We start from the raw sequence: 22,037 nt of genomic DNA on the forward strand, positions 1-22,037 counted from the left end.
GGCCGCATGGCGCCTGATCGAATCGAAGCGTACGCGCCGATGCGGTACTCGATCCAATGAGTTCTTCTCAACAGCGATATAAGCCGCGCTAATATCGAGGTCTGCCTACTCGCGTAAGCGCCCGACTGCCCAACCATGGATCTCACCCTGCTGCGCGCCTTCGTGACGGTGGCGCACGCCGGCAACCTGACGCGCGCCGCCACCCAGTTGCACCTGACGCAACCGGCCGTGAGCCTGCAGATCAAGAACCTGCAGGAGGCGCTCGGCGTGGCGCTTTTCACGCGCACGCCCCATGGCCTCGCGCTGACGCGCGACGGCCAGGCGCTGCTGCCGCATGCCGAGCGTGCGCTCGCGGCGGCCGGCGACGTCGAGCGCGCAGCGGCCGCCTTGCGCCAGGAGGTGCGCGGCCGGCTGCGCATCGGCACGATTCTCGATCCGCATTTCCTGCGGCTCGGCGGGTTTCTCAAGCAACTCGTCGAAACCTATCCTCAGATCGAAACGGCCCTGCGGCACGGCATGTCGGGCTGGGTCGCCGAGCAGGTTCGCACGCGCGAGCTCGATGTCGGCTACTACATTGGCCAGCCGGCCGAGGAAGGCATGCCCGACGGCCTCTTCCACGTCGCGACGCTCACGCGGTTCCAGTACCGTGTGCTCGCGCCAGCCGGCTGGAAGGATCGCGTGAGCCGCGCCCGCGACTGGCGCGCACTCGCGGCCTTTCCATGGATCTGGACCCCGCCGGCTTCGGCGCATCAGCGGCTCTTGTCGCGGCGCTTCGCGCAAGCGGGGGCAAGCCCCGTAAAAGTCGCCGAAGTCGATCAGGAAACGTCGATGCTCGATCTCGTCAAATCGGGTGTCGGACTCACGCTCGCGCGCGACGCCATCGCGATTGCCGAAGCGCATGCGCACGCACTGACCATCGTGGAAGGCGTAACCGTGCCGACCGAGCTGACGTTCATCGCCCTTGCGACGCGCATGGAAGAACCGGCCATCGGCGCCGCGTTCAAACTGATCGAAGCCCAGTGGGCCGCCTGATTCCGGCGCGGTCCCGACCCGGTCGAGGCTTGATTGGTGCCTGATCCCCGGTTTTCTCACTGCTTTCGCCGCTTTTTGTTAGATTCGACCGGCACGCGACATCGCACGCATTCATGCGTTTGCGCTTTTTTGGCCGACGCCGCAAGGCGTTCTCCCGTTGTCTTCCTCGACGCTTACCGCAGGAGCATGACATGGCACGCAACATCGAAATCAAAGCCCGCGCACGCGCTTTCGACGCCTTGCGCGAACGGGCCGCGGCCCTCTCGTCCGAAGCGCCGCTGATCTTCCGGCAACAGGACTTCTTCTACGACGTGCCGCGCGGCCGACTGAAGCTGCGCCAATTCGACGACGGCACGCCCGCCGAGCTGATCTTTTACCAACGCGACGACCGCGAGGGGCCGAAGGCTTCCTACTACACGCGCAGCCCCGTCACGAACCCCGAGGCGATGCACAGCCTGCTTGCGACGGCCCTGACCACGCGCGGGATCGTCTCGAAAGAACGCCATGTCTACCTGACGGGGCGCACGCGCATTCATCTGGACCGTGTGGACGGGCTGGGTGATTTCGTCGAACTCGAAGTCGTGCTCGGAGCCGACGACGACGAGGAAGACGGCACGGCCGAGGCACACGAGGTGTTCGAGAAGCTCGGTGTGGCGGCGGCGGATCTGGTCCCGGTCGCTTACGTCGATCTGCTCAACGCCGAGGCGTCCGGCCGGGCCGCATAGCCGCCGACGGCGGGTGGGCGCCGAGTGCTCAGACGGCCGAGCCCGGCGCGAGATGTCCGAGCGGCAGCGGCCCGTTGCGCTTGAACGTCGTGAGGACGATGTTCGAGCGCACGCTGTCGACGCCGGGCACCCGCATCAGCTTTTTCATGACGAATGAGGACAACGCGCTCAGATCGGGCGCGACGATGCGCAACAGGTAATCGGCCTCGCCCACCACGGCGTGGCATTCGAGCACTTCGGGCAGCATCTCGATTTGCTGCTGAAACTGTTCGACGATGGTGTCGCCGTGGTGCTTGAGCTTGAGGCTCGTGAACGCGGTGACGCTGAGCCCGAGCTTTTCCGGACGCAGCACGACCCGATAACCGTCGATGATGCCGGCGGCCTCCAGCCGCTGCAAACGCCTGCCGATCTGCGAGGGCGACAGCGGCACGCTCTCGCCCAGTTGCTGGTGGGTGGCGCGACCGAAACGCTGCAGGACATCGAGCAGCGTGAGATCGAAATGATCGAGTTCCAGCATGGGCGTTCGTTGCATGGCAAAGCGTATCGACGCGCGATTATCGCATGCACGCCCTGCCCATCGGCCCGCGGCAGCGCCGCGGCTTATGTGGAAAAATGCCCTGTTGGCCTTCGGCGCGCTCAGGCGCGGCCGGCCTTGTCACGAGAGGTGCAACCATGATTCACAAGCTGACATCCGAGGAACGCGCGCGGCAACTCGCCGAATTGCGCGGCTGGCAGGCCGTCGCGGGACGAGACGCGATCCACCGGCAGTTCAAGTTCGCCGATTTCAACGAAGCGTTCGGCTTCATGACACGCGTGGCGTTGAAAGCGCAGGAAATGGATCACCATCCCGAATGGTTCAACGTCTACGACACCGTCGACATCACGCTGTCCACACACGAGGCGGGTGGCGTCACGGAACGCGATCTCACGCTCGCGCGCTTCATCGACAAGGCAGCTGCCCTCAGCGCTGCGCGGTAAGCATTTCGCAAGCGAGCCGAAGGAATCCCGTGGGGCGCGGGCTACCCCGCACTGCCCGCGCCGCCCGCGCCGCCCGCGTCGCCCGCGTTACTGAGGGTCAGATAATCGCGCCAGGCTTGTCGGGCGGTGGGTTCGAGCGCTTCCTCCGGTACCTGGGCCCGACGCTGTACAATCAGCAACGCATACGGCTTGGAGAGCGCGCTCGCCTCCTTGCACAAGCGAAGCTCATCGCCGCTCGACGGCGAGCGGGCGCGCCAGAAGTTGATCGCGGCTTCGAGTTCGTTGATCGTTATCTCGGACATGATAGGCGTGATGACTGCATGGCCACCCGGCGAGCACGCTTGCGACAGCGCGCTCGATCGTGGCGAAGGAGCCCGTTGAACCGCGTGCCGGCCGCGGCGAGTAAGCCGAAGGCTTAACCCATTGTACTTTGAGCGACTTCCATGCGACTCCTTCTGATCGAAGACGACCGCCCGATTGCGCGCGGCATCCAGAGCAGCCTCGAGCAGGCCGGCTTCACCGTCGATATGGTGCACGACGGCATTTTCGCCGAGCAGGCGCTGACGCAGAACCGCCACGAGCTCATCATTCTCGATCTCGGCTTGCCGGGCATCGACGGTATGACGCTGCTTTCCCGCTTCCGCCAGGGCAATCGTCACACGCCCGTCATCGTACTGACCGCGCGCGACGAGCTGAACGATCGTGTTCAAGGTCTGAACGCCGGCGCCGACGACTACATGCTCAAGCCGTTCGAGCCTGCCGAACTCGAAGCGCGCATTCGCGCCGTCATGCGCCGCAGCGGCCCCGCGAACGACGTGCCGCGCCCCGAAGTATCGCTGGGCGGTGTGCGCCTGTCGGGCGTCGACCGCCGCATCTTCAACGAAGATAAACCGCTCGAACTCTCGCCACGCGAATTCGCCGTGCTCGAGATGCTGCTGCTGCGTCACGGGCGCGTCGTCAGCAAGGCACAATTGCAGGACCACCTTACGCACTTCGGCGGCGACCTCGGCGACACCGCCATCGAAGTCTACGTGCACCGCGTGCGCAAAAAGCTCGAGAGCTGCCGAGTCGAAATCGTCACGGTGCGCGGCTTCGGCTACTTGTTGCAGGAAATCCGTCAGGCATCCTGAGCGGCCCGAAGCCGGTACCGTCCAGCATTCCCGCGACGTTCCCGGCTTCGTCCGCGCCCCGCTCGTTTCGTCGGCTTGCTCCATTTCATCCGACGAGCGCGCCCGGGCCCGACACGAAAACCAGAGACGCTCATGCCCCCCGCCGCCGCGACGAGCCTGCGCCGTTCATTGTTGAGGCGCCTGGCCGGGCCTTTGTCGCTGCTCGCGCTCATGAGCGGGCTGATGGCGTATTGGCTTGCATGGCAGTACACGCAGCACGTCATCGACCGGTCGCTCGCCGATCTCGCCACCGCGCTATCCAAGCAAGTCCAGATCGCGGGCCCCGATGCCCGCTTCACGGTCCCGCCGCTCGCGCAGGCGATGTTCTCCGACCCGCCGCAGCACCTCATCTACCGGATCAACGACGGCGAACGCGACGTCGCCGGCGATAGCGAACTCCCGCTGTCGGGTATGAGCGTGCGGCGCACGCGCTACGCCCTGATTTTCGAGGCTCGTCACCGCGACATGCTCGTGCGTGTGGCGCAGGTTCGCATGACGATGGCCAACGGGAAAACGACGCTCGTCGAAGTCGCGCAGCCGCTCAGGCATCGGTACCGCATCGCCGCCGAATTTCTCGTGGCCCTCATGATGCCGCTACTGCTGCTGCTACTCGCGGGCTGGGGCATCGTCTGGCGCGTCGTCAATCAACAGCTCGGCCCACTCACGTCGCTTGCCGATTCGCTGAACCGGCAAACGCACATGTCGCTCGAGCCCGTCGACGAAACCCATGTGCCGCTCGAGATCAGGCCGCTCACGAGTGCGCTCAACGCGCTGCTCGACCGGTTGAAGACCGCGCTCGATGCGCAACGCAAGTTCATCGCCGATGCAGCCCACCAATTGCGCACGCCGCTCACGGCCGTGAAGCTCCATGCCGAGCAGGCAGCGACGGCGCGCGAGCCGGCACAAACGCTCGCGGCCGTGCGCGAGCTGCGTTCGGCGGCCGACCGCGCGGTGCGGCTGTCGAACCAGTTGCTGTCGCTCGCACGCGCGGAACCGGGCGCACAAGCCGCGCGCTTCACCGATGTCGATATCGCCGCGATCGCATTCGAGACGGGCGCGGAGTGGGTGCCGCGCGCATTGGCGGCGCATGTCGATCTCGGCTTCCAACGCCTCGACGATCCTGCCAACGACACACCGCTCATCGTGCGCGGCAATGCCGTACTCCTGCGCGAAGTCATTGCGAACCTGCTCGACAATGCGCTCAAATATGTGCCCTCGGCACGCGTCGATTCGGCACGGGTAACCGTGACGGTGGGGCTCTCGCGTGCACCGAACGGCCTCTCGATGGCGGAGGTCGTCGTCGAAGACAACGGGCGGGGCGTGCCGGTGGAATTGCAGGCCGACCTCTTCAAGCGATTTTTCCGTGGGGACCGCCAGGACGCCGATAACGGTGTGGACGCCGGAGCCGGCCTCGGCCTCGCGATCGTGCACGACATCCTGACGCTACACGGCGGAACGGTGCTTTACGCCGACGCACCGGATGGCGGCGCACGTTTTATCGCACAGATTCCGCTCGCACCGGCGCCCGCAAATGACGGCGGCGGCGAACCGGCACCCGCAGCAAAAGCGCTGGCCGGCCAACACGATGCCGCTAAGGGCTCATCCTCCGCCGCGGCTCACCCGGCCACGAGCGAGCACCCCGGCTGACGGGCCGGGCACCGGCACGAGTCAGCCTCGCATCACCCTTTGCCGTTCTTCTTTGCGGCGAGCATCGTGCCGCGGCACTTGCGCGCGCCGCAGCGGCAGGCGTATTCCTTTTTGAGTTTCTTGGTCTGCCGGGCGTCGATGACGAGGCCGTAATCGTAAAAAAGCTCCTCCTCGGCACCGATATCGCGAAGCGCCCGGATGAACACGCGGCCATCGACCTCCTCGGCCTCGCAGTTCGGGGCACAGGAGTGATTGATCCAACGCGCACTGTTGCCGTCGACGTTGCCGTCGATCACGCGGCCATCTTCGAGTGCGAAATAGAACGTGTGGTTGGGTTCGTCGGGATTGTGCGGATGCCGGCGCTCGGCTTCGCGCCAAGAGATCCGCTCCCCCTTGTATTCCAGCAGTCGCTCATCGGCCTTGATCGGCGCAACGGCAAACACGCCCTTGCCATGCACACCCGAGCGGCGCACGACCAACTTGCGTGAACTCATCGACGAATCCTCTGAAAAACCTCAATACCGCCGCGTCGCGCCCCGGGCGCTGCCGCTCGAACGCATGCGTTTTCGATCACGGGATAGAAAACGCGGCGCCGAATGATCGCAATGACCGATTGGGCGCCGCGTCGACAGATGACGCGAGAGCGTCAAAACGGAATCGTACACGTTGAGCGAGCATTCGTTCAACGTCCCGAGCAGAAATCGACCGGATCGGGCCTTGCCGTGGCCGACGCGCGCAGCGCCAGACGCAGAAAGCCTGCCGCCTCAAGGATGCTGCGAGAAGATCTTCCAGGTCTTTTTCTGAGTACCGAGGTCCGCTTGCTCGTGCCGCTCGCAATCGAGACGCAAATCAAGATCGTCGATACGCTGCCCGTATGCGAGGCATCGATGGACCACCTTCTTGCCGCTCTTGCTCGGCTCGAAGTGCTTGCACGTCACGCACATGCGATGAATCGGGATATCGCCCTGCACTTCGAGCAGGCGGATCATCTTGATCAGCGTGCGGTAAAAGACAGCCTGTTCTTCGTCCTCGAGCTTGCCGATGGCGACATTGAGAAAATCGGGCCATTGCTGCGCACGCTTGGCCGCGGCGCGGCCGCGCGCCGTGAGTCGAACCGCGAGCGCGCGGCCGTCATCGAGCGCACGACGTTTCTCGATGAGCCCCTTCGCTTCGAGCGTGCTGACGGCATCGCTCGTCGTGGCTGCGGTCAGCGCCGTGTCGCGCGCGATGTCGCCAAGCCGCATCGGCGTCTTGCGCTGCATGAGCAGCATGAGGATCTCGCCTTGCGTCGGCGTCAAACCGGTGCTCTCGGCCCATTCCCACGCCTGGCTTCGCATCGCCGTGTTCAGCCGCAGCAAGCTGTGGGTCACGCGCCCTTGAGCCTGCTCTCCGTTTACGCCTTCGCTCATAGTCATTCTTTCGCTATTTCGCCATTGACAGCCTGCCGCGACAGATCCGGCCGGGACGCACGTTGCCTTGCGCGCGCCACGACCTCCGCGGTGCGGCCCTCTCTCCAGCGAGCCGATTTTACGCTTGGCGGGCTCGATATCGGACCAAAGAAAAAACGCATTCCCGGTGTTCGTCCCGCATGCCTGCTCCTTTCATGCGCCGGGCAGACCGGACCAGGCTCATCCGCCAACTCGCGCCGCCATTCGACAATGTGCGCCATTTTAAGCGACTGAATCGATTCGTACAGCCCAGTTATTCGCAAAAACCTGTGGATAAACCGTGTATAACCGCGTGAGCGTACTGTGAAGCGGATCTTGATAACAAAGCGGCAGGAAAAAACGCTCGGCGAGTTACCCGCTCGCCGCAGGCGATTCGCACCGCTCTCCCACGTGGTTATGAATCCGCCATCCCGTTGAAGACACGCGGAATTTGACGGTTGTCCACAGGAAGATGCGGCGCTTGTTAACTACTACTATGTTTGTATACATGTAAACGTCAAAACAACTAAAAACTGCGCCACCGGACGCATTGCTGCCGTGCGGCTTCATGCAAGGATTTTTCTTTCGCCACGATGCCGCGCAGCCAGGTGGCATCGTTCATCTGCTCCTTCGCTATCGCGCCGATTTCAACGAGCGCCTGCTGCGCGTGCAGTGCCTCGGCGTGCGGCGCAATCGTCTCGAGCGTTTGCAGGATGTCTTCGAAGATCGTCTTTCTTTCGCCCGTTTGCGGGTTGATGCAGGTGCCGCCAAGGCCGAACCGGCATGCCTCGAAGCGGTTGAACGTATAAACGAGGTAATCGTCTTCCTTGGGAACGAACGGCTTGTCGACGAGCAGATGCCGCGCGAGCGTCTGGATGTAGCAGGCGATCGCGGCCGCGCGATCGATCGATAGCGGCGTATCCATGACTCGCACCTCGATGGTGCCGTAGCCGGGTTTCGGCCGAATGTCCCAGTAAAAGTCCTTCATGCTGTTGACGACGCCGGTGGCAACCATCTTCGAGAAATATTCCCCGAAGGCGTCCCAGGTAAGCACGAAAGGCGCTCTGCCGGAAAGCGGAAAGGCGAATACGGAGTTGAGCCGGGCCGAGTGAAAGCCCGTATCCACGCCCTGCACGTAGGGCGACGAAGCCGAGAGCGCAATGAAGTGCGGGATGTAGCGCGACATCGCGTGCAGCAAAAAGAGCGCGCTGTCGGGATCCGGGCAGCCGATATGCACGTGCTGGCCGAACACCGTGAACTGCTTGGCGAGATATCCGTAGAGCTCGGACAGGTACTGAAAGCGCGGCGCATCGAAGATCTGCCGCTCGCTCCACTGCTGAAACGCATGCGTGCCGCCGCCGCATAGCCCGACGTTGAGTTGATCGGCCGCCGCCACGAGCGTGTCGCGGATCTCGCGCAGCTGCGACAACGCTTCTTCGTGCGAAGTGCAAATGCCCGTGGAGAGCTCGATCATGCTTTCGGTAATCTCGGGCGTGATGTTGCCCGGGCCCTTGCGGTCCTTCACGAGGCGCATGAGATCCGACGACGCTTTTGTCAGATCGTAGTCGTGCTTGTTGACGATCTGGATCTCGAGCTCGACCCCGAACGTGAACGGTTTGGAATTGACGAAAGGTTCAAGTGCCATAAACGTGTCCTGGTTTGCTGCAATATCGACGAAACGCGACGAGCGCGGCCATCGGCCGCGCTATCGTTCATTCGCGTCGTTCCCCGACGAGCGTGAGGCTCCGATAGACGATCCACGGGCCGACCAGCTGCAGCACCGCAATGGCGCACATGACGATGGCCCGCAGCGTCGGATCGAATTGCGGATAAAGCTGATAGGTGTCGTCGACGAGCAGATAGGCAAGCGCGGACATGGGCGCGAGCGAAAGGCCGAGCGCGATGCCCTGCTTCCAGTCGAGGCCGCTCGGCCGCGCGAACACCAGTACGCCGGTGACCTTCGCGACGAAACGCGCGACGATGAGCCCGAGCGCCGCCACGCCCCCGAGCGCGATGTCGCTCCACCGGAACGAAGTCAGCGTCAGCACGAAAAGGATCACTGTGAGCAGCCAGCCGGCGGTGCCGAAATGCTGCGGCCAAAGCTGAGGCTTTTCCTCGAGATTCTTCACGATGATGCCAGCCGCGAGCAGGCTCAGGATCGTCGAAAGCTTGAATACGTTGGCGATGGCGATCGCCAGCAGGACGAGCCCGAACAAGGTGACGAATGAATGTTCGTCCTGCATGTTGACGCGCCGATAGAAGAAATTGCAGGCACGCGCGAGCAAATAGGCGATGACGAGCGAGCCGACGATGAGATAGACAGGCTGAACGATCGTTGCGAATGCATTGCCGTAGACCTCCTGATGAAGCCAGCCGGAAACGATTTTTTCCACGACTACCGCGTACATGCTGTTGAGCGCGGTCAAGGTCAGCAACCTTTGCGTGACCTGTCCTTCCGCCCGCAATTCGGTCTTGAGCTGAATCACCATCGCCGGCGAAGTCGACATCGCGATCGCCGCCAATACCGTGGCCACGGGCGGTGCGACTTTGGCGAACAACAAGACGGCAATCACGAGAACGAACGTGAGCGTCGCCTCGGCGAGACTCGACGCGATCAGCCACGGGTTGCGGCGGATCCAGCGCAGATCGAGCCGGCTGCCGAGTTCGAAGAGCAGCAGCCCGAGTGCGACGTCGAGCAGCAGCCGCGAACTCGTTCCGAAATCGGCGTCGATCGCACCAATACCGGCCGAGCCGGCGATCAGCCCGATGACAGCGTACCCCGACACGCGTGGCAGCCGCCATGCCCGGTAACAAAGTTCGCCGCAGAGTCCGGCGACGAGCAAGGCGAGTCCTGCCCAGAAGACCGCGCTCGGTTCAAACGGCCAGCTCGGAAGGAAGGAAAACGCCGATTTCATGAGATAGCTTCTCCTTTGCGTCGTACACCGCCCCGAAGCGTGGAGTCGGACGGCGGCGGTTCGGATGCGTGTGTTTGCCCGATCGTGCGCCTGGCACCCCGCGGGCTGTGATGACAGCAGCCGGCACCCTGATGCGGGCGTGGCCGGCTGCGGCGAATGTGCCGGCGCAAACGCGCGCGCTCTGGCAGCGCACGTGCAGTCCGGCTAGATGAGTGAAAACGGACGCTGCCGTTGTTTGTGATTCCGAACCGGCTTGCGCCGTTCCGTTAACGTTCCGTCGACGGTCCGTCAACGTCCACTACGCGCCGCTACCGGCACGCCTGCATGCAACTCATGCGGAAGAACGCGGATTGTGCCACAGCTTGCACGATTTGAAGCAAATCTTCATCGGATCGCTCCTCTATCGGTAGAACTTATCGACAACATCAGCGGAATAGGAAAATTTATCCAATGTTTGTTCTGCTGAAAGCCGAGATCGGCACCGCCTTCCGGCAAAAAACGGACGAGCCGCACCGGTTTTTGCCGGGTTCTGCGGACGTATACGGCTCGTGGCGGATGGCTCGGGTCAGGGTTTACATGTTTACGTATGTATACATGTAGTAGAAGTTAACAAAGGGCCTCCAATTCTGTGCACAACCTCGGTTTACCGATTCGAATCATGGGTTTGGCAAACGCATAACCGGGTAGGAAAAATGTGCGTGACGTATACGCTTGCTGGCATAACTTTGTACCCGTGACCTTGCTGCCACCAGTTGTCCCGTATACGTCCACACACGTTTCACAGCGAATTCACGTACCAATCGACGGGTTGTCCACAGCCGCCAGTGGATAACCGGATTGGCGACCGATTGCCTTACCGTTCTATCTCGTTATCGTTCCAACTCGCCGTGGCGTAGTGCTCGCAACAAGTACCGGGCCGGATCGAGCGCGTCTGCCAGGTCCTGCTCGATAGGCCAGGGTTCGCCTTCGATCTGACAGGCGACGAGCTCGGCCGCAAGCGACGCCCAGACGAGGCCGCGCGATCCGAATGCGAACGAGCCGTAGAGTCCGGCCGAGCGCGGCAGGTCCGCCAACTGCGCGCCGCGCAGCGCAGCGGCGCTCGCCAGACATTGCGTTTCATCGCCGAGCGCGCCGACCATCGGCAGACGATCGCCCGTGACGCAGCGAAAACCGACACGCCCGGCAAGCCGCGCCGAGTCGAGCCGCGACAACTCACCAGCAAGCGTCGGCACGAGCGCGGCAAGTCTCGTCGTGTTTTCGAGGTGCCCCGACGCGCGCAGATCGTCTTGCGCGTCGTCGATCTCGTAGGTCGCACCGGTGAGCAGGCCGTCGTCGAGCGGCACGGCATAACCTTCCCCTATGAGCGGCAGATGCAGCCAGGGGGCCAAGCCGGGTGGCAGCCTCGTCAGTTGCCCGCGCACGAGGCGCGTCGGTGCATGACGCAGGCCAGCCACACGCGCCGCTTCGTGCGCGTTGGCAAACACGACGACTTCCGCGCTTGCAAGCACGCCTCCTTGGTCGTCAAGCACGGACCATCGTTCGCCGCTTCGGACGATATGGGCGGCGTTTGCGCCTGCGCGCCAGTCCAGTGCGGACCCCGCCGCCGCGCAAAGCGCAGCGCTGAGCGCGGCTGGGCTCAGCGAGCCGCCGCGTGGATAGAACAGGCCGCCGCGTCCGAGTGCCGCACCCGTCAGCCGTGCCGCCTCGGCGGCCGGCAGCCACGCCACGAGTTCGGCTGGATAGCCGAAGCGCGCGATGGCCTGCGTCAGCGCGGCGGCTTCCTGCTCGTCTGCCGGCAACTGCAGCAGACCATTGCGGCTGCGCTCGAACGCGTGCCCCGCCTGCTCGAGCGCATCCCATCGGCGCAGTGCGTGCAAGAAGCCGGCTCGCGTGATGCGCGACGCCATGCTGTCGTCGCGCGAGAGCAGTGGATGGAAGACGCCCGCGGGATTGCCCGAAGCCTCCTGCGCGGCACGTGCGTGACGCTCGAGCACCGTCACCCGCCATCCGCGCGATGCGAGCCTTTCGACGAGCGCCGCACCCGCCAGCCCCGCTCCGACGACGATCGCGTGCCGGTCGGCACAGATGAACGGAAGCGGCGGTTCGTGACGACGTACGCGCCAGCGCGGCGCGAACCGCCCTATCAGCATTTCGCGCTTGCCGGCGAATCCCGGCGCTTTGTCGCAGGCGAAACCCGCGGCTTCGAGCCCGCGCCGGACATGGCCGGCGCAGGTATAAGTCGCGAGTGTGGCGTCGGGCGCTGCCAGCCGGGCGAGGCCTTTGTAGACGGGCGCAGACCAGAGTTCCGGATTCTTGTCGGGCGCAAAGCCGTCGAGATAAAGCGCGTCGGCGCGCAGCCGCAGTTTCGGCAGCATGTCCTGCGCATCGCCGAACGCGATAGTCAGTGAAACGCGCGAGCCCTCGAATTCGAGCCGATGTACGCCGCCGACGAGCATCGGCCACGCGTCGACGAGTTGGGCGGCGAGCGGCGCAACCGTTGCGTCGGCAACGATACGATCGTGCAATCGGTGCAGATCGTCTCTCGAGAACGGGTGTTTTTCGATGGAGACGAAGGCCAGCCGTTCGGGACGGTTGCTATCCGCGCGCCACGCGGCCCACGTGGCGAGGAAGTTGCCGCCGAGCCCGAAGCCCGTCTCGAGAATCGTGTAGAGACGGCGTCCGCGCCAGCGATGAGGCAGCCCGTTGCCTTCGATGAAAACGTGCTGCGCCTGTGCGAAAGCGCCGGCGGTGCTGTGATAGATATCGCCGTAAAGCGGCGAAAAGGGCGTGCCGTCCTCGCGGAAGGCAAGCTGGGCGGGCGCGAGCGGAACAGTCATGCAAGGTCGAAAAAGAATTGAAAGGAGCCGCCGATGCGCCAACCGGTGCGCCTGACGGGCGCGATCGGGGTATGGCGGGCAGCGTGAATCGGTCGCGCCTGCACGGCCGGTAACGTTGGCAAAATCCAACGTCCGCGCCTGACGGCACCCCGAAAGCCCTTGGCAGGCGGGCTTTCCGAGTACGACAATGCGGGAAACTCAATGCCGACAAGGTAAAGAAGCGTTAAATTCTTCGGAAGCCTTGTCGTTATTGGGTTTGCGCTGAGCTATCATAGCAAGCGCCGCACGACGGCAGCGCCGGCAGGCGCACCGCTGTTGCTGGCGCACGCTTTCGCCACAGCTACTCGACGGCGCAGCTTGCGTACGTATAATCGGCGCGATTCGCGCTGTCCGTGTCACTCCAATCTGAAAAGAGGAACGTTAATGAACAAACAGGAACTGATCGACGCCGTCGCCGCTCAGACGGGCGCTAGCAAGGCTCAAACCGGCGAAACGCTGGATACGCTTCTCGAAGTGGTCAAGAAGGCAGTGTCGAAGGGCGATTCCGTTCAACTGATCGGCTTCGGCAGCTTCGGCTCGGGCAAGCGCGCAGCGCGCACCGGCCGCAATCCGAAAACGGGCGAGACCATCAAGATTCCGGCTGCCAAGACCGTCAAGTTCACGGCTGGCAAGGCATTCAAGGATGCCGTCAACAAGCGCTGAGCGCATGTTCGCTCGACGCTTCGTCGACACCCGCCTGAAGGCGGGTTTTTTTTTGCCGCGGTTGCGGCGATGATGAGCGGCAAGCCGCGCGCGGCTTGCCCGATGGGTGCCGACGCGCTAGCGGACGATTTGGTCCGTGCCGCCGTGCTCCTCGTCTTGCGCGTCGAGATCCCACGCGGGGAATGGATCGTTCAGCGCGGCCCAGGCCGCCGGCCCCTGGGCGTACTCTTCGTCGCTGAGCAGGCAAGCGTCGAGCTTCGCTCGCCATGCGTCGGCGTTCAGGTCGACGCCGATCATCACGATTTCCTGGCGGCGGTCGCCGATCGACGGGTCATCGAGCGAGCCATGCCAGTCCGCGGCGATTTCGCCGAGCAGTTCGTCGTCCTGGGGCCATTCGTCCCGTGGCTGGGCGGCCCACCAGAACCCTGCAGGGCCGTGGCGGCACGTGCCGCCCGCTTGCGACAGCGAGCCGGTTACGTCGTGGCGCGTAGCCAGCCAGAAAAAGCCCTTGCTGCGCACAACACCGCGCCAGTCGTCGTGCAGCAGCGCCCAAAGCCGCTCCGGATGGAACGGCCGGCGTGCACGGTAGACGAAGCTCGTAATCCCGTATTTGTCGGCTTCGCTTTCATGGCCGTGCCCATGGTCGTGCCCATGAGCATGCTCGTGATCGTGGTCGTGGTGATCATGCTCGCGATTCAGCGACGCGAGCCAGCCGGGCGCCGCGGCGGCGGCGTCGAAATCGAACCGCCCGGTGTCGAGTACCTCGCCCAGCGGTACCACGCCGAAGCGGCTCACGATCTGAACGGCGCGCGGGTTCAGCCGTGCGAGGATGCCCTGGAGCCGCGCCAATGCATCCGCATCGACAAGATCGGCCTTGTTGATGACGAGGACGTCGCAGAATTCCACCTGTTCCACGAGCAATTCGACGAGCGTACGGTCGTCTTCCTCGCTCGTGGCGAGCCCGCGCTCGGCGAGGGCTTCGGACGACTCGTAATCGCGCAGAAAGTTGAAGGCATCGACCACGGTGACCATGGTATCGAGCCGCGCGAATTCGCCGAGCGAAACGCCGTCGTCGCCTTCGAAAGTAAAGGTCTCGGCGATCGGCATCGGCTCGGCGATGCCGGTCGATTCGATGACGATGGCATCGAAGCGGCCTTCCTCGGCGAGGTGCCGTACTTCGGTCATCAGGTCGTCGCGCAGCGTGCAGCAAATGCAGCCGTTCGAAATTTCGACGAGCCGTTCTTCGACGCGCGAGAGCGCCGCGGCGTCGCGCACGAGCGAAGCGTCGATGTTGACGGCGGCGAGATCGTTGACGATCACGGCCACGCGCCGGCCGGAACGGTTGGCGAGGATATGGTTGAGCAGCGTGGTCTTGCCCGCGCCGAGGAAACCCGACAGCACGGTGACGGGCAAAAGGGGCTGGTTCATTGCGGTGGACATCGAATGAGCGAAAAAGGCGGGGCGCCTGGCGGGCGCGTAGCGTGCATTGTGCACCAAACGGCGGTCGACCGCCCCGCCCGGGGGCCGGCTGGTTTTAGCCGCCGGGCCTTACCGCTGCGCCTGGAGCAGATTCCAGCGAACCAGGATGTCGGCGATCTGGCGCGCGTACCGGTCGCGCAAGGTCGGCGTTTCGGAGTGATAGGCGCCGATGGCCGCCCACGTATTGCCGTACTTGTTCATCTTCTGCCGCAGATGCCACGCCGCGATGTAGACGTTCTTGCATGGCTCCATCAGGGTGTCGCTCGATATGCCGTATTCGGCGAGCCGCGGAAGATGAATCGAATTGATCTGCATGAGGCCGTAATCGGTCGACCCATTCGTGTTCTTGTGCTGCGCCTCGGGGCGGTTATGCGACTCCTGCCATGCAATGGCCCGCAAAACGAGCGGATTGACCTGGTGATAGCGAGCGGCTTCGTCGAAGCAGTCGGCGCGCGCGCCGGCGCTGGCGATAGATGCGCCCACGCTCACTGCTAGAACGAGCAAGCCCCGCTTCATGGCTTTTGCGTATTCCTCTATCGGATCGAATCGGATCAAATGACGCGAAACCTCGAAACCTCGAAACCTCGAAACCTCGAAACCCGACGGTTTCGCACCCGGCGGCCGGCCGGGCTCGGGAAAACCCGAGGGCGACACGGCAGATCCGCTGCAACGACGACCGTATGATACCGGGCAGCGGACTGTGCGCAAGGTGTGTCGACCGACATATTGACGGCGGCCGACGACAAATTCGCGACGATTCCGCTTGCGAACGACGGCGAGCGAACATCGCCTGACACCCGAGCGCTCCACAATCTGACGCGCCTGGAAGGAAAATCTGATCCGTTTGGAGGAAAAGAAGCGCACTTCCAACGATTGTGATTATTGGGACATAAAAAGCTGCTAATGTTCGTTTCTCGAAGGCTTGGCCGGCGCGAAGGGGCGGCGCGCGGCCAATCCCGAGATGCCGTGTACCGGCACTTTCGCATTGAACTTCTATTCCATGACAACAAATCGTATGGCATTGCGCCGAATCGCAGCAACGTTGCTGATCGCGGGCATGATGGCAGCGCAAGGCGCGCATGCGGAGGTCGCGCTCAACTTCGTCAACGCCGATATCGATCAGGTCGCGAAGGCGATCGGCGCCGCGACCGGCAAGACGATCATCGTCGATCCGCGGGTCAAGGGGCAGTTGAACCTCGTATCCGAGAATCCCGTTCCCGAGGACCAGGCGATCAAGACGCTGGAATCGGCGCTGCGCATGCAGGGTTTCGCGCTCGTTCAGGATCACGGTTTGCTGAAGGTCGTGCCGGAGGCCGATGCCAAGCTTCAGGGCGTGCCCACTTATGTCGGCAATGTGACGAGCGCGCGCGGCGATCAGGTCATCACGCAGGTTTTCCAACTGCATAACGAATCGGCGAACAATCTGCTGCCGGTGCTGCGCCCGCTTATTTCGCCGAACAACACCATCGCGGCCTATCCAGCCAACAATACTCTCGTCGTTACCGACTATGCCGACAACGTCAGGCGCATCGCGTCGATCATCGCCGGTGTCGACAACGCGGCGGGCCGCGAGATCGAGGTCGTTTCGCTGAAGAACGCCAACGCCGTCGATATGGCGCAGCAGCTCTCGAAGCTGCTCGATCCCGGCGCGATCGGCAATACCGATGCAACGCTGAAGGTATCGGTCTCGGCCGATCCGCGCACAAATTCCCTCTTGCTGCGCGCATCGAACAAGGCGCGGCTGGCGGTGGCCAAGAAGCTTGCGCAGCAGCTCGACGCCCCGAGTTCCGAGCCGGGCAACATGCATGTCGTGCATCTGCGCAACGCGAATGCGGTGCAGCTTGCAAAGACCTTGCGCGGCATGATGGGCAAAGGGGCGGGAGAAGGTGCGTCGAGCGCCGAATCGAACAACGCGAACTCGTTCAATCAGGGCGGCGGCGCGATGTCGACCGGCACGAGCGGCGTCCCGCCGCTGCCCTCGTCGTACGGCGGCAGCTCGCTCGGCGGAAGCGGCAGTTCGCTGCTGGGCTCGAGCGGCGGCGGACGAGGCGGTGCCGACAACAACGGCGGCTTTCTGGGCGACAAGCAAGGCCAGAACAACGACCAGAACCAACCGGGCGGCATGATTCAGGCCGATGCAGCGACGAACTCGCTCGTCATCACCGCGTCGGACGCCGTGTATCGCAATCTGCGTGCCGTGATCGACCAGCTCGACGCGCGTCGTGCGCAGGTCTATATCGAAGCGCTGGTTGTCGAGCTGAATTCGACCAGGGCCGGCAATCTTGGAATCCAATGGCAGATTGCGAACGGCAACCTTCTGGCGGGTACCAATCTCTCCAGTACCGCCGGCAACGCAAACAGTTCCAATATTCTCACCGTGGCAGCGGGGTTGGCCGCGGGCGGCGCTACCGGGGCCGCGTCGCTGCCGAACACCCTCACTCAGGGTTTGAACGTCGGATGGCTGCACAACATGTTCGGCGTGCAGGGGCTCGGCGGGCTGCTCCAGTACTTTGCCGGCGTAAGCGACGCGAACGTGCTGTCCACCCCGAATCTCGTCACGCTCGACAACGAGGAAGCGAAGATCGTCGTCGGCCAAAACGTGCCGATTCCGACCGGGTCGTACGCGAACCTGTCGACCGCCACACCGGGCACGGCCTTCAATACCTACGACCGGCGCGACGTCGGCCTGACGCTGCACGTGAAGCCGCAGATCACCGCCGGCGGGATCCTCAAACTTCAGCTCTATACCGAAGACTCGTCGGTTGTCGGCAGTACGATCAGCACGTCGGCGAATTCGCAGGGCCCGACGTTCAACATACGTTCGATCCAGTCGACCGTGCTCGCGGACAACGGTGAAATCATCGTGCTGGGCGGCCTGATGCAGGACAACTACCAGGTGTCGAACAGCAAGGTGCCGCTGCTCGGCGACATCCCCTGGATCGGTCAACTGTTTCGCTCGGAAACCAAGCAGCGTCAGAAAACGAACCTGATGGTGTTCCTGCGGCCGGTGATCATCAACGACAGCGACACGGCGCAGCAAATCACCGAGAACCGCTACAACTACGTGCAGGACATGACGGGCGGATATCGCTCGGATAACAACGTGATGCGCGACAAGGACTTCCCGGTTGTTCCCCCGATGCCGGCCGGCCCGAGCCAGGGCGCATCGCCGGCAACGAACCTGTTCGATCTCAGGCAGATGACCCGGCAACCGACACCGCAGCCACAGACACAGACACAGCCGCAGACAGCACCGTCACAACCACAGGCCGTGCCGTTGCAGCAGGAGCCGCCGCAACCGCAGGCCGTGCCTCAGCAGGCGCAGCCGGCAACACCGGGAGCGTCGCAGTGAGCGACGTGAGTGGCACTTCCCACGAAGGCGCCGCGGGTGAACGCCAGGCGCCCTCGCCGCTCGCGGCGCGTCTTTTGCCGTACGGATTTGCGCGCAACGGTCAGATTCTCGTCGCGCATCAGCGCCCCGAAGGGATCGAAGTCTGGATCAGCGAGCGCACGAACGGCGCGGCGCTCGCGGAAGTGGCACGCAACTTCGGCGCGCTGACGGCGGTTCGCCTGCCGGCCGACGAACTGGCCCAGGCGATCAACCAGGCATACGAGCGCAACGACGGCAGCGCGGCGCAGGTCGTGGGCGAAGTGGAAGGCGAAGTCGATCTGTCGCGCCTGATGCAGGACATCCCGGAGGTGGAGGACCTGCTCGAATCGGAAGACGACGCGCCGATCATCCGCATGATCAACGCACTGCTCACGCAGGCCGCGCGCGAGCATGCTTCCGACATCCACATCGAGCCGTTCGAGAATGCGTCCGTCGTGCGTTTTCGCGTGGACGGGACGCTGCGCGACGTCGTGCGCCCGAAAAAAGCGCTGCATGGCGCGCTGATCTCGCGCATCAAGATCATGGCGCAGCTCGACATCGCCGAGAAACGTCTGCCGCAGGACGGCCGCATCACCTTGCGCGTGGGCGGCCGCGCGCTGGACGTGCGCGTGTCCACGCTGCCCACGGGGCACGGCGAGCGCGCCGTGCTGCGGCTGCTCGAAAAAGACGCCCAGCATCTGAACCTCGAAGCGCTCGGCATGGGCCCCGATACGCTTGCGCAGTTCGACAAGCTCATCTCGCGGCCACATGGCATCGTGCTCGTCACCGGGCCCACCGGCTCGGGCAAGACGACCACGCTCTACGCCTCGCTCTCGCGCCTGGAGACGGCCACGACCAACATCATGACGGTCGAGGATCCGATCGAGTACGACCTCTCGGGCATCGGCCAGACGCAGGTCAACGAGCGTATCGGCATGACGTTCGCGCGTGCGCTGCGCTCGATCCTGCGTCAGGACCCCGACATCATCATGATCGGCGAGATCCGCGATCTGGAAACGGCGCAGATCGCCGTGCAGGCCTCGCTCACGGGCCACCTCGTGCTGGCTACGCTGCACACGAACGACGCGGCCTCCGCCGTCACGCGTCTGACCGACATGGGCGTGGAGCCCTATCTGCTCGCCTCCTCGCTGCTCGGCGTGCTCGCGCAGCGGCTCGTGCGCAGGCTGTGCCCGGTGTGCAAGGAAGAGCGGGTGGAGGAAGGCCGCGTGCACTGGCACCCGGTGGGCTGCGACAAGTGCGCGCGCTCGGGCTACGCGGGCCGGCGCGGCATCTACGAACTGCTCGTGATCGACGATGCGATCCGCACGATGATCCATCACAACGCGGCCGATGCCGAGATCCTGGTTACCGCCCGCGCGCAGGGCATGCGCACGCTGCGCGAGGACGGCGAACGTTGGCTCGCCTCGGGCATGACGTCGCTCGAGGAGCTGATCCGCGTGACGGGCGGCGCGTGATGGCGCATCAGCAACCGATCGGGGAGCGATATGCCGGCATTCCGCTTTGAGGCGATCGACACGGCGGGCCACGCGCAAAAGGGCGTGCTCGATGCGGACAGCGCGCGCTCGGCGCGTGCGCAGCTGCGCACGCAGGGCTTGACGCCGCTGGTGGTCGAGCTGGCGGGCAGCGCCGCGCGCGGCGAGCGCAGCCGCCGCCTCGCGCTCGGGCGCAAGCTGTCGCAGCGCGAGCAGGCCATCCTCACGCGCCAGCTCGCGAGCCTGCTCACGGCGGGGCTGCCGCTGGACGAGGCGCTGGCCGTACTGACCGATCAGGCCGAGCGCGATTACATCCGCGAGCTCGTGGCCGCGATCCGTGCCGAGGTGCTCGGCGGGCATTCGCTGGCCAACGCGCTCGAGCAGCATCCGCGCGACTTTCCCGACATCTACCGCGCGCTCGTGGCGGCCGGCGAGCATACGGGCAAGCTCGGGCTCGTGCTCTCGCGGCTGGCCGACTACATCGAGCAGCGCAACGCACTCACGCAGAAGATCGTGCTGGCCTTCACCTATCCGGCCATCGTGACGCTCATTGCGTTCGGCATCGTCACGTTCCTGCTCAGCTATGTGGTACCGCAGGTGGTGAACGTCTTCGCGAGCACGAAGCAGCAACTGCCGTTTCTCACCGTGATGATGATGGCGCTCTCGGGTTTCGTGCGGCACTGGTGGTGGGCGATGCTGATTGCGGTGGCGATCGTCGTGTACGGCGTGCGCGGCGTGCTCGCGCAGGCGGGGCCGCGGCTTGCGTTCGACCGGTGGCTGCTCACCGCGCCGCTCGCGGGCAAGCTCGTGCGCGGCTACAACACGGTGCGCTTTGCGAGCACGCTGGCGATTCTGACGGCGGCCGGCGTGCCGATTCTGCGTGCGCTGCAGGCGGCGGGAGAAACGCTGAACAATCGGGCGATGAGCGGCAACGTGGACGATGCGATCGTGCGCGTGCGCGAGGGCACGTCGCTTTCGCGCGCGCTCGGCAATACGCGCACGTTTCCGCCCGTGCTCGTGCACCTGATCCGTTCGGGCGAGGCCACGGGCGACGTGACGACGATGCTCGATCGCGCGGCCGAGGGCGAGGCGCGCGAACTCGAGCGGCGCACGATGTTTCTTACGAGCCTGCTCGAGCCGCTGTTGATTCTGGCCATGGGCGGCGTCGTGCTCGTGATCGTGCTGGCCGTCATGCTGCCGATCATCGACTTGAACAACATGGTGCAGTGAGAATGATGCTCGCGTTTACCGGACGTAGATGGTCGGCCCAGTGACGTTCGTCGGCAAAAAGACTTCGGAGCGCACGCCGTTGTGGTCGATCACGATCGATCGCGGGCGCACTTCAGCGAGCTTCGAATCTTCGCCGATGCGGCCACCGAGGGCGATCGCGTGCGGCGGTTCGTCGCCCACGCCGACGATCGCAGCCGCCCCTTCTCGCAACGCGAGGATGCCGAAGAGCTTGATGCTGCGATTGACGTCGCGCGTGAGCTTGCCGCCGAAGAGTGCGGTGGCGTCTTCGACGGATACGCTCGGCGCGACAGCCGCGGCTGGCGGTGCAGCCGGCGGCCGTGCGCTCAGCACGATGACCCAGTAAGTGATCGTTGCGCAAAAAACCGCGAACGTCACGAACGAGAGGAGGCGAATTTGTAGGGTAGTCATGCGTGTCATTGTACGAACTATTTCCGGGCCTGAGCGTGGCCGCGAACGCAAACGAACTGACATTACAATCACCGGCCGTACCGCGCCGTGCCACGCGGCGTTTTTCGGCAAACTTTTTCAAATGAGGTAGGAATGATGCAAATGTGGACGCGTCGTCAAATGGAACTCGCCACTCATCGCGCACGGCGTCAGCGCGGCTTCACACTGATCGAAATCATGGTCGTGATTGCGATCCTCGGCATTCTCGCCGCCCTCATCGTGCCCAAGATCATGAGCCGTCCCGATGAGGCGCGCCGAGTGGCGGCCAAGCAGGATATCGGCTCGATCAAGCAGGCGCTCGATCTTTACCGGCTCGACAACGGGCGCTACCCGACGCAGGAGCAAGGCTTGCAGGCGCTCACCGCGAAGCCGACCACCGATCCGGTTCCGAACAACTGGAAAGATGGCGGCTATCTCGAAAGGCTGCCGACCGACCCGTGGGGCCATCCCTATCAGTACCTGAACCCTGGCGTGCATGGTGAGATCGACGTCTTCAGCTACGGCGCCGATGGCAAACCGGGCGGGGAAGGCAACGACGCCGATATCGGGTCCTGGCAGTAATCGG

General features: G+C 64.1%; 20 protein-coding genes. 10 read left to right on the forward strand and 10 right to left on the reverse strand.

Annotation, left to right across the window (positions count from 1 at the left end; genetic code table 11):
• Window positions 1-135 precede the first annotated feature (135 nt).
• On the forward strand, window positions 136-1,032 hold the full coding sequence (locus U0034_RS10025) for a LysR family transcriptional regulator (protein WP_085230012.1): 897 nt from the start codon (window positions 136-138) through the stop codon (window positions 1,030-1,032).
• Between the two features lie 191 nt (window positions 1,033-1,223).
• On the forward strand, window positions 1,224-1,757 hold the full coding sequence (locus U0034_RS10030) for a class IV adenylate cyclase (RefSeq protein ID WP_085230013.1): 534 nt from the start codon (window positions 1,224-1,226) through the stop codon (window positions 1,755-1,757).
• A gap of 28 nt (window positions 1,758-1,785) precedes the next feature.
• On the opposite strand, the gene U0034_RS10035 is transcribed toward U0034_RS10030, so the two are convergent.
• Window positions 1,786-2,274, reverse strand: coding sequence for an Lrp/AsnC family transcriptional regulator (locus U0034_RS10035; protein ID WP_085230014.1), 489 nt, complete (start codon window positions 2,272-2,274; stop codon window positions 1,786-1,788).
• A gap of 155 nt (window positions 2,275-2,429) precedes the next feature.
• Between U0034_RS10035 and U0034_RS10040 the strand changes: the two genes are divergently transcribed.
• Window positions 2,430-2,735: a 4a-hydroxytetrahydrobiopterin dehydratase gene (locus tag U0034_RS10040; protein ID WP_085230015.1), complete on the forward strand. Its 306-nt coding sequence runs from the start codon at window positions 2,430-2,432 to the stop codon at window positions 2,733-2,735.
• A gap of 41 nt (window positions 2,736-2,776) precedes the next feature.
• Here the strand turns inward: U0034_RS10040 and U0034_RS10045 are convergent, their stop codons facing one another.
• A complete protein-coding gene (locus U0034_RS10045; protein ID WP_085230016.1) occupies window positions 2,777-3,037 on the reverse strand; it encodes a DUF3717 domain-containing protein in 261 nt (86 codons plus the stop codon).
• A 141-nt stretch (window positions 3,038-3,178) separates the two neighbouring features.
• On the opposite strand from U0034_RS10045, the gene U0034_RS10050 reads away from it, so the two are divergent.
• Window positions 3,179-3,865, forward strand: a complete 687-nt coding sequence (locus U0034_RS10050; RefSeq protein ID WP_085230017.1) for a response regulator transcription factor — start codon at window positions 3,179-3,181, stop codon at window positions 3,863-3,865.
• Between the two features lie 132 nt (window positions 3,866-3,997).
• A complete protein-coding gene (locus U0034_RS10055; RefSeq protein ID WP_085230018.1) occupies window positions 3,998-5,551 on the forward strand; it encodes a sensor histidine kinase in 1,554 nt (517 codons plus the stop codon).
• A 32-nt stretch (window positions 5,552-5,583) separates the two neighbouring features.
• Here the strand turns inward: U0034_RS10055 and U0034_RS10060 are convergent, their stop codons facing one another.
• The 5 genes from U0034_RS10060 to mnmC form a co-directional block, all read right to left on the reverse strand.
• Window positions 5,584-6,045, reverse strand: coding sequence for an SET domain-containing protein (locus U0034_RS10060; RefSeq protein ID WP_085230019.1), 462 nt, complete (start codon window positions 6,043-6,045; stop codon window positions 5,584-5,586).
• A gap of 270 nt (window positions 6,046-6,315) precedes the next feature.
• Window positions 6,316-6,960, reverse strand: a complete 645-nt coding sequence (locus U0034_RS10065) for a MarR family winged helix-turn-helix transcriptional regulator (protein ID WP_085230020.1) — start codon at window positions 6,958-6,960, stop codon at window positions 6,316-6,318.
• A gap of 544 nt (window positions 6,961-7,504) precedes the next feature.
• Window positions 7,505-8,623 (reverse strand): YbdK family carboxylate-amine ligase, encoded by a 1,119-nt coding sequence (locus U0034_RS10070; RefSeq protein WP_085230021.1) that lies wholly within the window; start codon window positions 8,621-8,623, stop codon window positions 7,505-7,507.
• Window positions 8,624-8,690: 67 nt separating this feature from the next.
• Entirely contained in the window at window positions 8,691-9,893 is a 1,203-nt protein-coding gene (locus U0034_RS10075; protein ID WP_085230022.1) for a cation:proton antiporter, read from the reverse strand.
• 869 nt (window positions 9,894-10,762) lie between these two features.
• Window positions 10,763-12,730, reverse strand: coding sequence for a bifunctional tRNA (5-methylaminomethyl-2-thiouridine)(34)-methyltransferase MnmD/FAD-dependent 5-carboxymethylaminomethyl-2-thiouridine(34) oxidoreductase MnmC (mnmC, locus tag U0034_RS10080; protein WP_085230023.1), 1,968 nt, complete (start codon window positions 12,728-12,730; stop codon window positions 10,763-10,765).
• A gap of 423 nt (window positions 12,731-13,153) precedes the next feature.
• On the opposite strand from mnmC, the gene U0034_RS10085 reads away from it, so the two are divergent.
• Window positions 13,154-13,432 (forward strand): HU family DNA-binding protein, encoded by a 279-nt coding sequence (locus U0034_RS10085; protein ID WP_085230024.1) that lies wholly within the window; start codon window positions 13,154-13,156, stop codon window positions 13,430-13,432.
• 117 nt (window positions 13,433-13,549) lie between these two features.
• Here U0034_RS10085 and U0034_RS10090 read toward each other — a convergent pair whose 3' ends face one another.
• Together U0034_RS10090 and U0034_RS10095 are read right to left on the reverse strand one after the other, a co-directional pair.
• Window positions 13,550-14,860 (reverse strand): GTP-binding protein, encoded by a 1,311-nt coding sequence (locus tag U0034_RS10090; protein WP_085230025.1) that lies wholly within the window; start codon window positions 14,858-14,860, stop codon window positions 13,550-13,552.
• Window positions 14,861-14,980: 120 nt separating this feature from the next.
• Window positions 14,981-15,415 carry a lytic transglycosylase domain-containing protein gene (locus tag U0034_RS10095; protein ID WP_386092171.1) on the reverse strand — a complete coding sequence of 145 codons (435 nt, stop codon included), beginning with the start codon at window positions 15,413-15,415 and terminating at the stop codon, window positions 14,981-14,983.
• 496 nt (window positions 15,416-15,911) lie between these two features.
• Between U0034_RS10095 and gspD the strand changes: the two genes are divergently transcribed.
• The 3 genes from gspD to gspF are packed head-to-tail and all read left to right on the forward strand — an operon-like array spanning window position 15,912 to window position 21,004.
• The gene (gene gspD / locus U0034_RS10100; protein ID WP_085230038.1) at window positions 15,912-18,263 is read left to right on the forward strand and encodes a type II secretion system secretin GspD; all 2,352 of its coding nucleotides are present in this window, start codon (window positions 15,912-15,914) and stop codon (window positions 18,261-18,263) included.
• Complete coding sequence (gene gspE / locus U0034_RS10105) at window positions 18,260-19,756, forward strand: type II secretion system ATPase GspE (protein WP_143795522.1); 1,497 nt, start codon at window positions 18,260-18,262, stop codon at window positions 19,754-19,756. The genes gspD and gspE overlap by 4 nt, the downstream gene beginning before the upstream one ends.
• Before the next feature lie 30 nt (window positions 19,757-19,786).
• On the forward strand, window positions 19,787-21,004 hold the full coding sequence (gspF, locus tag U0034_RS10110; protein WP_114718014.1) for a type II secretion system inner membrane protein GspF: 1,218 nt from the start codon (window positions 19,787-19,789) through the stop codon (window positions 21,002-21,004).
• Between the two features lie 15 nt (window positions 21,005-21,019).
• On the opposite strand, the gene U0034_RS10115 is transcribed toward gspF, so the two are convergent.
• Window positions 21,020-21,433 (reverse strand): general secretion pathway protein GspC, encoded by a 414-nt coding sequence (locus tag U0034_RS10115; RefSeq protein WP_085230823.1) that lies wholly within the window; start codon window positions 21,431-21,433, stop codon window positions 21,020-21,022.
• A 135-nt stretch (window positions 21,434-21,568) separates the two neighbouring features.
• Between U0034_RS10115 and gspG the strand changes: the two genes are divergently transcribed.
• Entirely contained in the window at window positions 21,569-22,033 is a 465-nt protein-coding gene (gene gspG / locus U0034_RS10120; protein ID WP_085230822.1) for a type II secretion system major pseudopilin GspG, read from the forward strand.
• Window positions 22,034-22,037: the final 4 nt, after the last annotated feature.

Source organism: Trinickia caryophylli (assembly GCF_034424545.1).
Classification (GTDB): Bacteria; Pseudomonadota; Gammaproteobacteria; order Burkholderiales; family Burkholderiaceae; genus Trinickia; species Trinickia caryophylli.

Bases quoted from the DNA above. Each gene is read 5' to 3' on its own strand.
- U0034_RS10070 (WP_085230021.1), bottom strand. From the start codon at position 8,623: ATGGCACTTGAACCTTTCGTCAATTCCAAACCGTTCACGTTCGGGGTC.
- U0034_RS10025 (WP_085230012.1), top strand. From the start codon at position 136: ATGGATCTCACCCTGCTGCGCGCCTTCGTGACGGTGGCGCACGCCGGC.
- gspG (WP_085230822.1), top strand. From the start codon at position 21,569: ATGCAAATGTGGACGCGTCGTCAAATGGAACTCGCCACTCATCGCGCA.
- U0034_RS10050 (WP_085230017.1), top strand. From the start codon at position 3,179: ATGCGACTCCTTCTGATCGAAGACGACCGCCCGATTGCGCGCGGCATC.
- U0034_RS10045 (WP_085230016.1), bottom strand. From the start codon at position 3,037: ATGTCCGAGATAACGATCAACGAACTCGAAGCCGCGATCAACTTCTGG.
- U0034_RS10035 (WP_085230014.1), bottom strand. From the start codon at position 2,274: ATGCTGGAACTCGATCATTTCGATCTCACGCTGCTCGATGTCCTGCAG.
- U0034_RS10075 (WP_085230022.1), bottom strand. From the start codon at position 9,893: ATGAAATCGGCGTTTTCCTTCCTTCCGAGCTGGCCGTTTGAACCGAGC.
- gspF (WP_114718014.1), top strand. From the start codon at position 19,787: ATGCCGGCATTCCGCTTTGAGGCGATCGACACGGCGGGCCACGCGCAA.
- U0034_RS10060 (WP_085230019.1), bottom strand. From the start codon at position 6,045: ATGAGTTCACGCAAGTTGGTCGTGCGCCGCTCGGGTGTGCATGGCAAG.
- U0034_RS10085 (WP_085230024.1), top strand. From the start codon at position 13,154: ATGAACAAACAGGAACTGATCGACGCCGTCGCCGCTCAGACGGGCGCT.
- U0034_RS10055 (WP_085230018.1), top strand. From the start codon at position 3,998: ATGCCCCCCGCCGCCGCGACGAGCCTGCGCCGTTCATTGTTGAGGCGC.
- U0034_RS10115 (WP_085230823.1), bottom strand. From the start codon at position 21,433: ATGACTACCCTACAAATTCGCCTCCTCTCGTTCGTGACGTTCGCGGTT.
- U0034_RS10040 (WP_085230015.1), top strand. From the start codon at position 2,430: ATGATTCACAAGCTGACATCCGAGGAACGCGCGCGGCAACTCGCCGAA.
- U0034_RS10065 (WP_085230020.1), bottom strand. From the start codon at position 6,960: ATGAGCGAAGGCGTAAACGGAGAGCAGGCTCAAGGGCGCGTGACCCAC.
- U0034_RS10090 (WP_085230025.1), bottom strand. From the start codon at position 14,860: ATGAACCAGCCCCTTTTGCCCGTCACCGTGCTGTCGGGTTTCCTCGGC.
- U0034_RS10030 (WP_085230013.1), top strand. From the start codon at position 1,224: ATGGCACGCAACATCGAAATCAAAGCCCGCGCACGCGCTTTCGACGCC.
- gspD (WP_085230038.1), top strand. From the start codon at position 15,912: ATGACAACAAATCGTATGGCATTGCGCCGAATCGCAGCAACGTTGCTG.
- mnmC (WP_085230023.1), bottom strand. From the start codon at position 12,730: ATGACTGTTCCGCTCGCGCCCGCCCAGCTTGCCTTCCGCGAGGACGGC.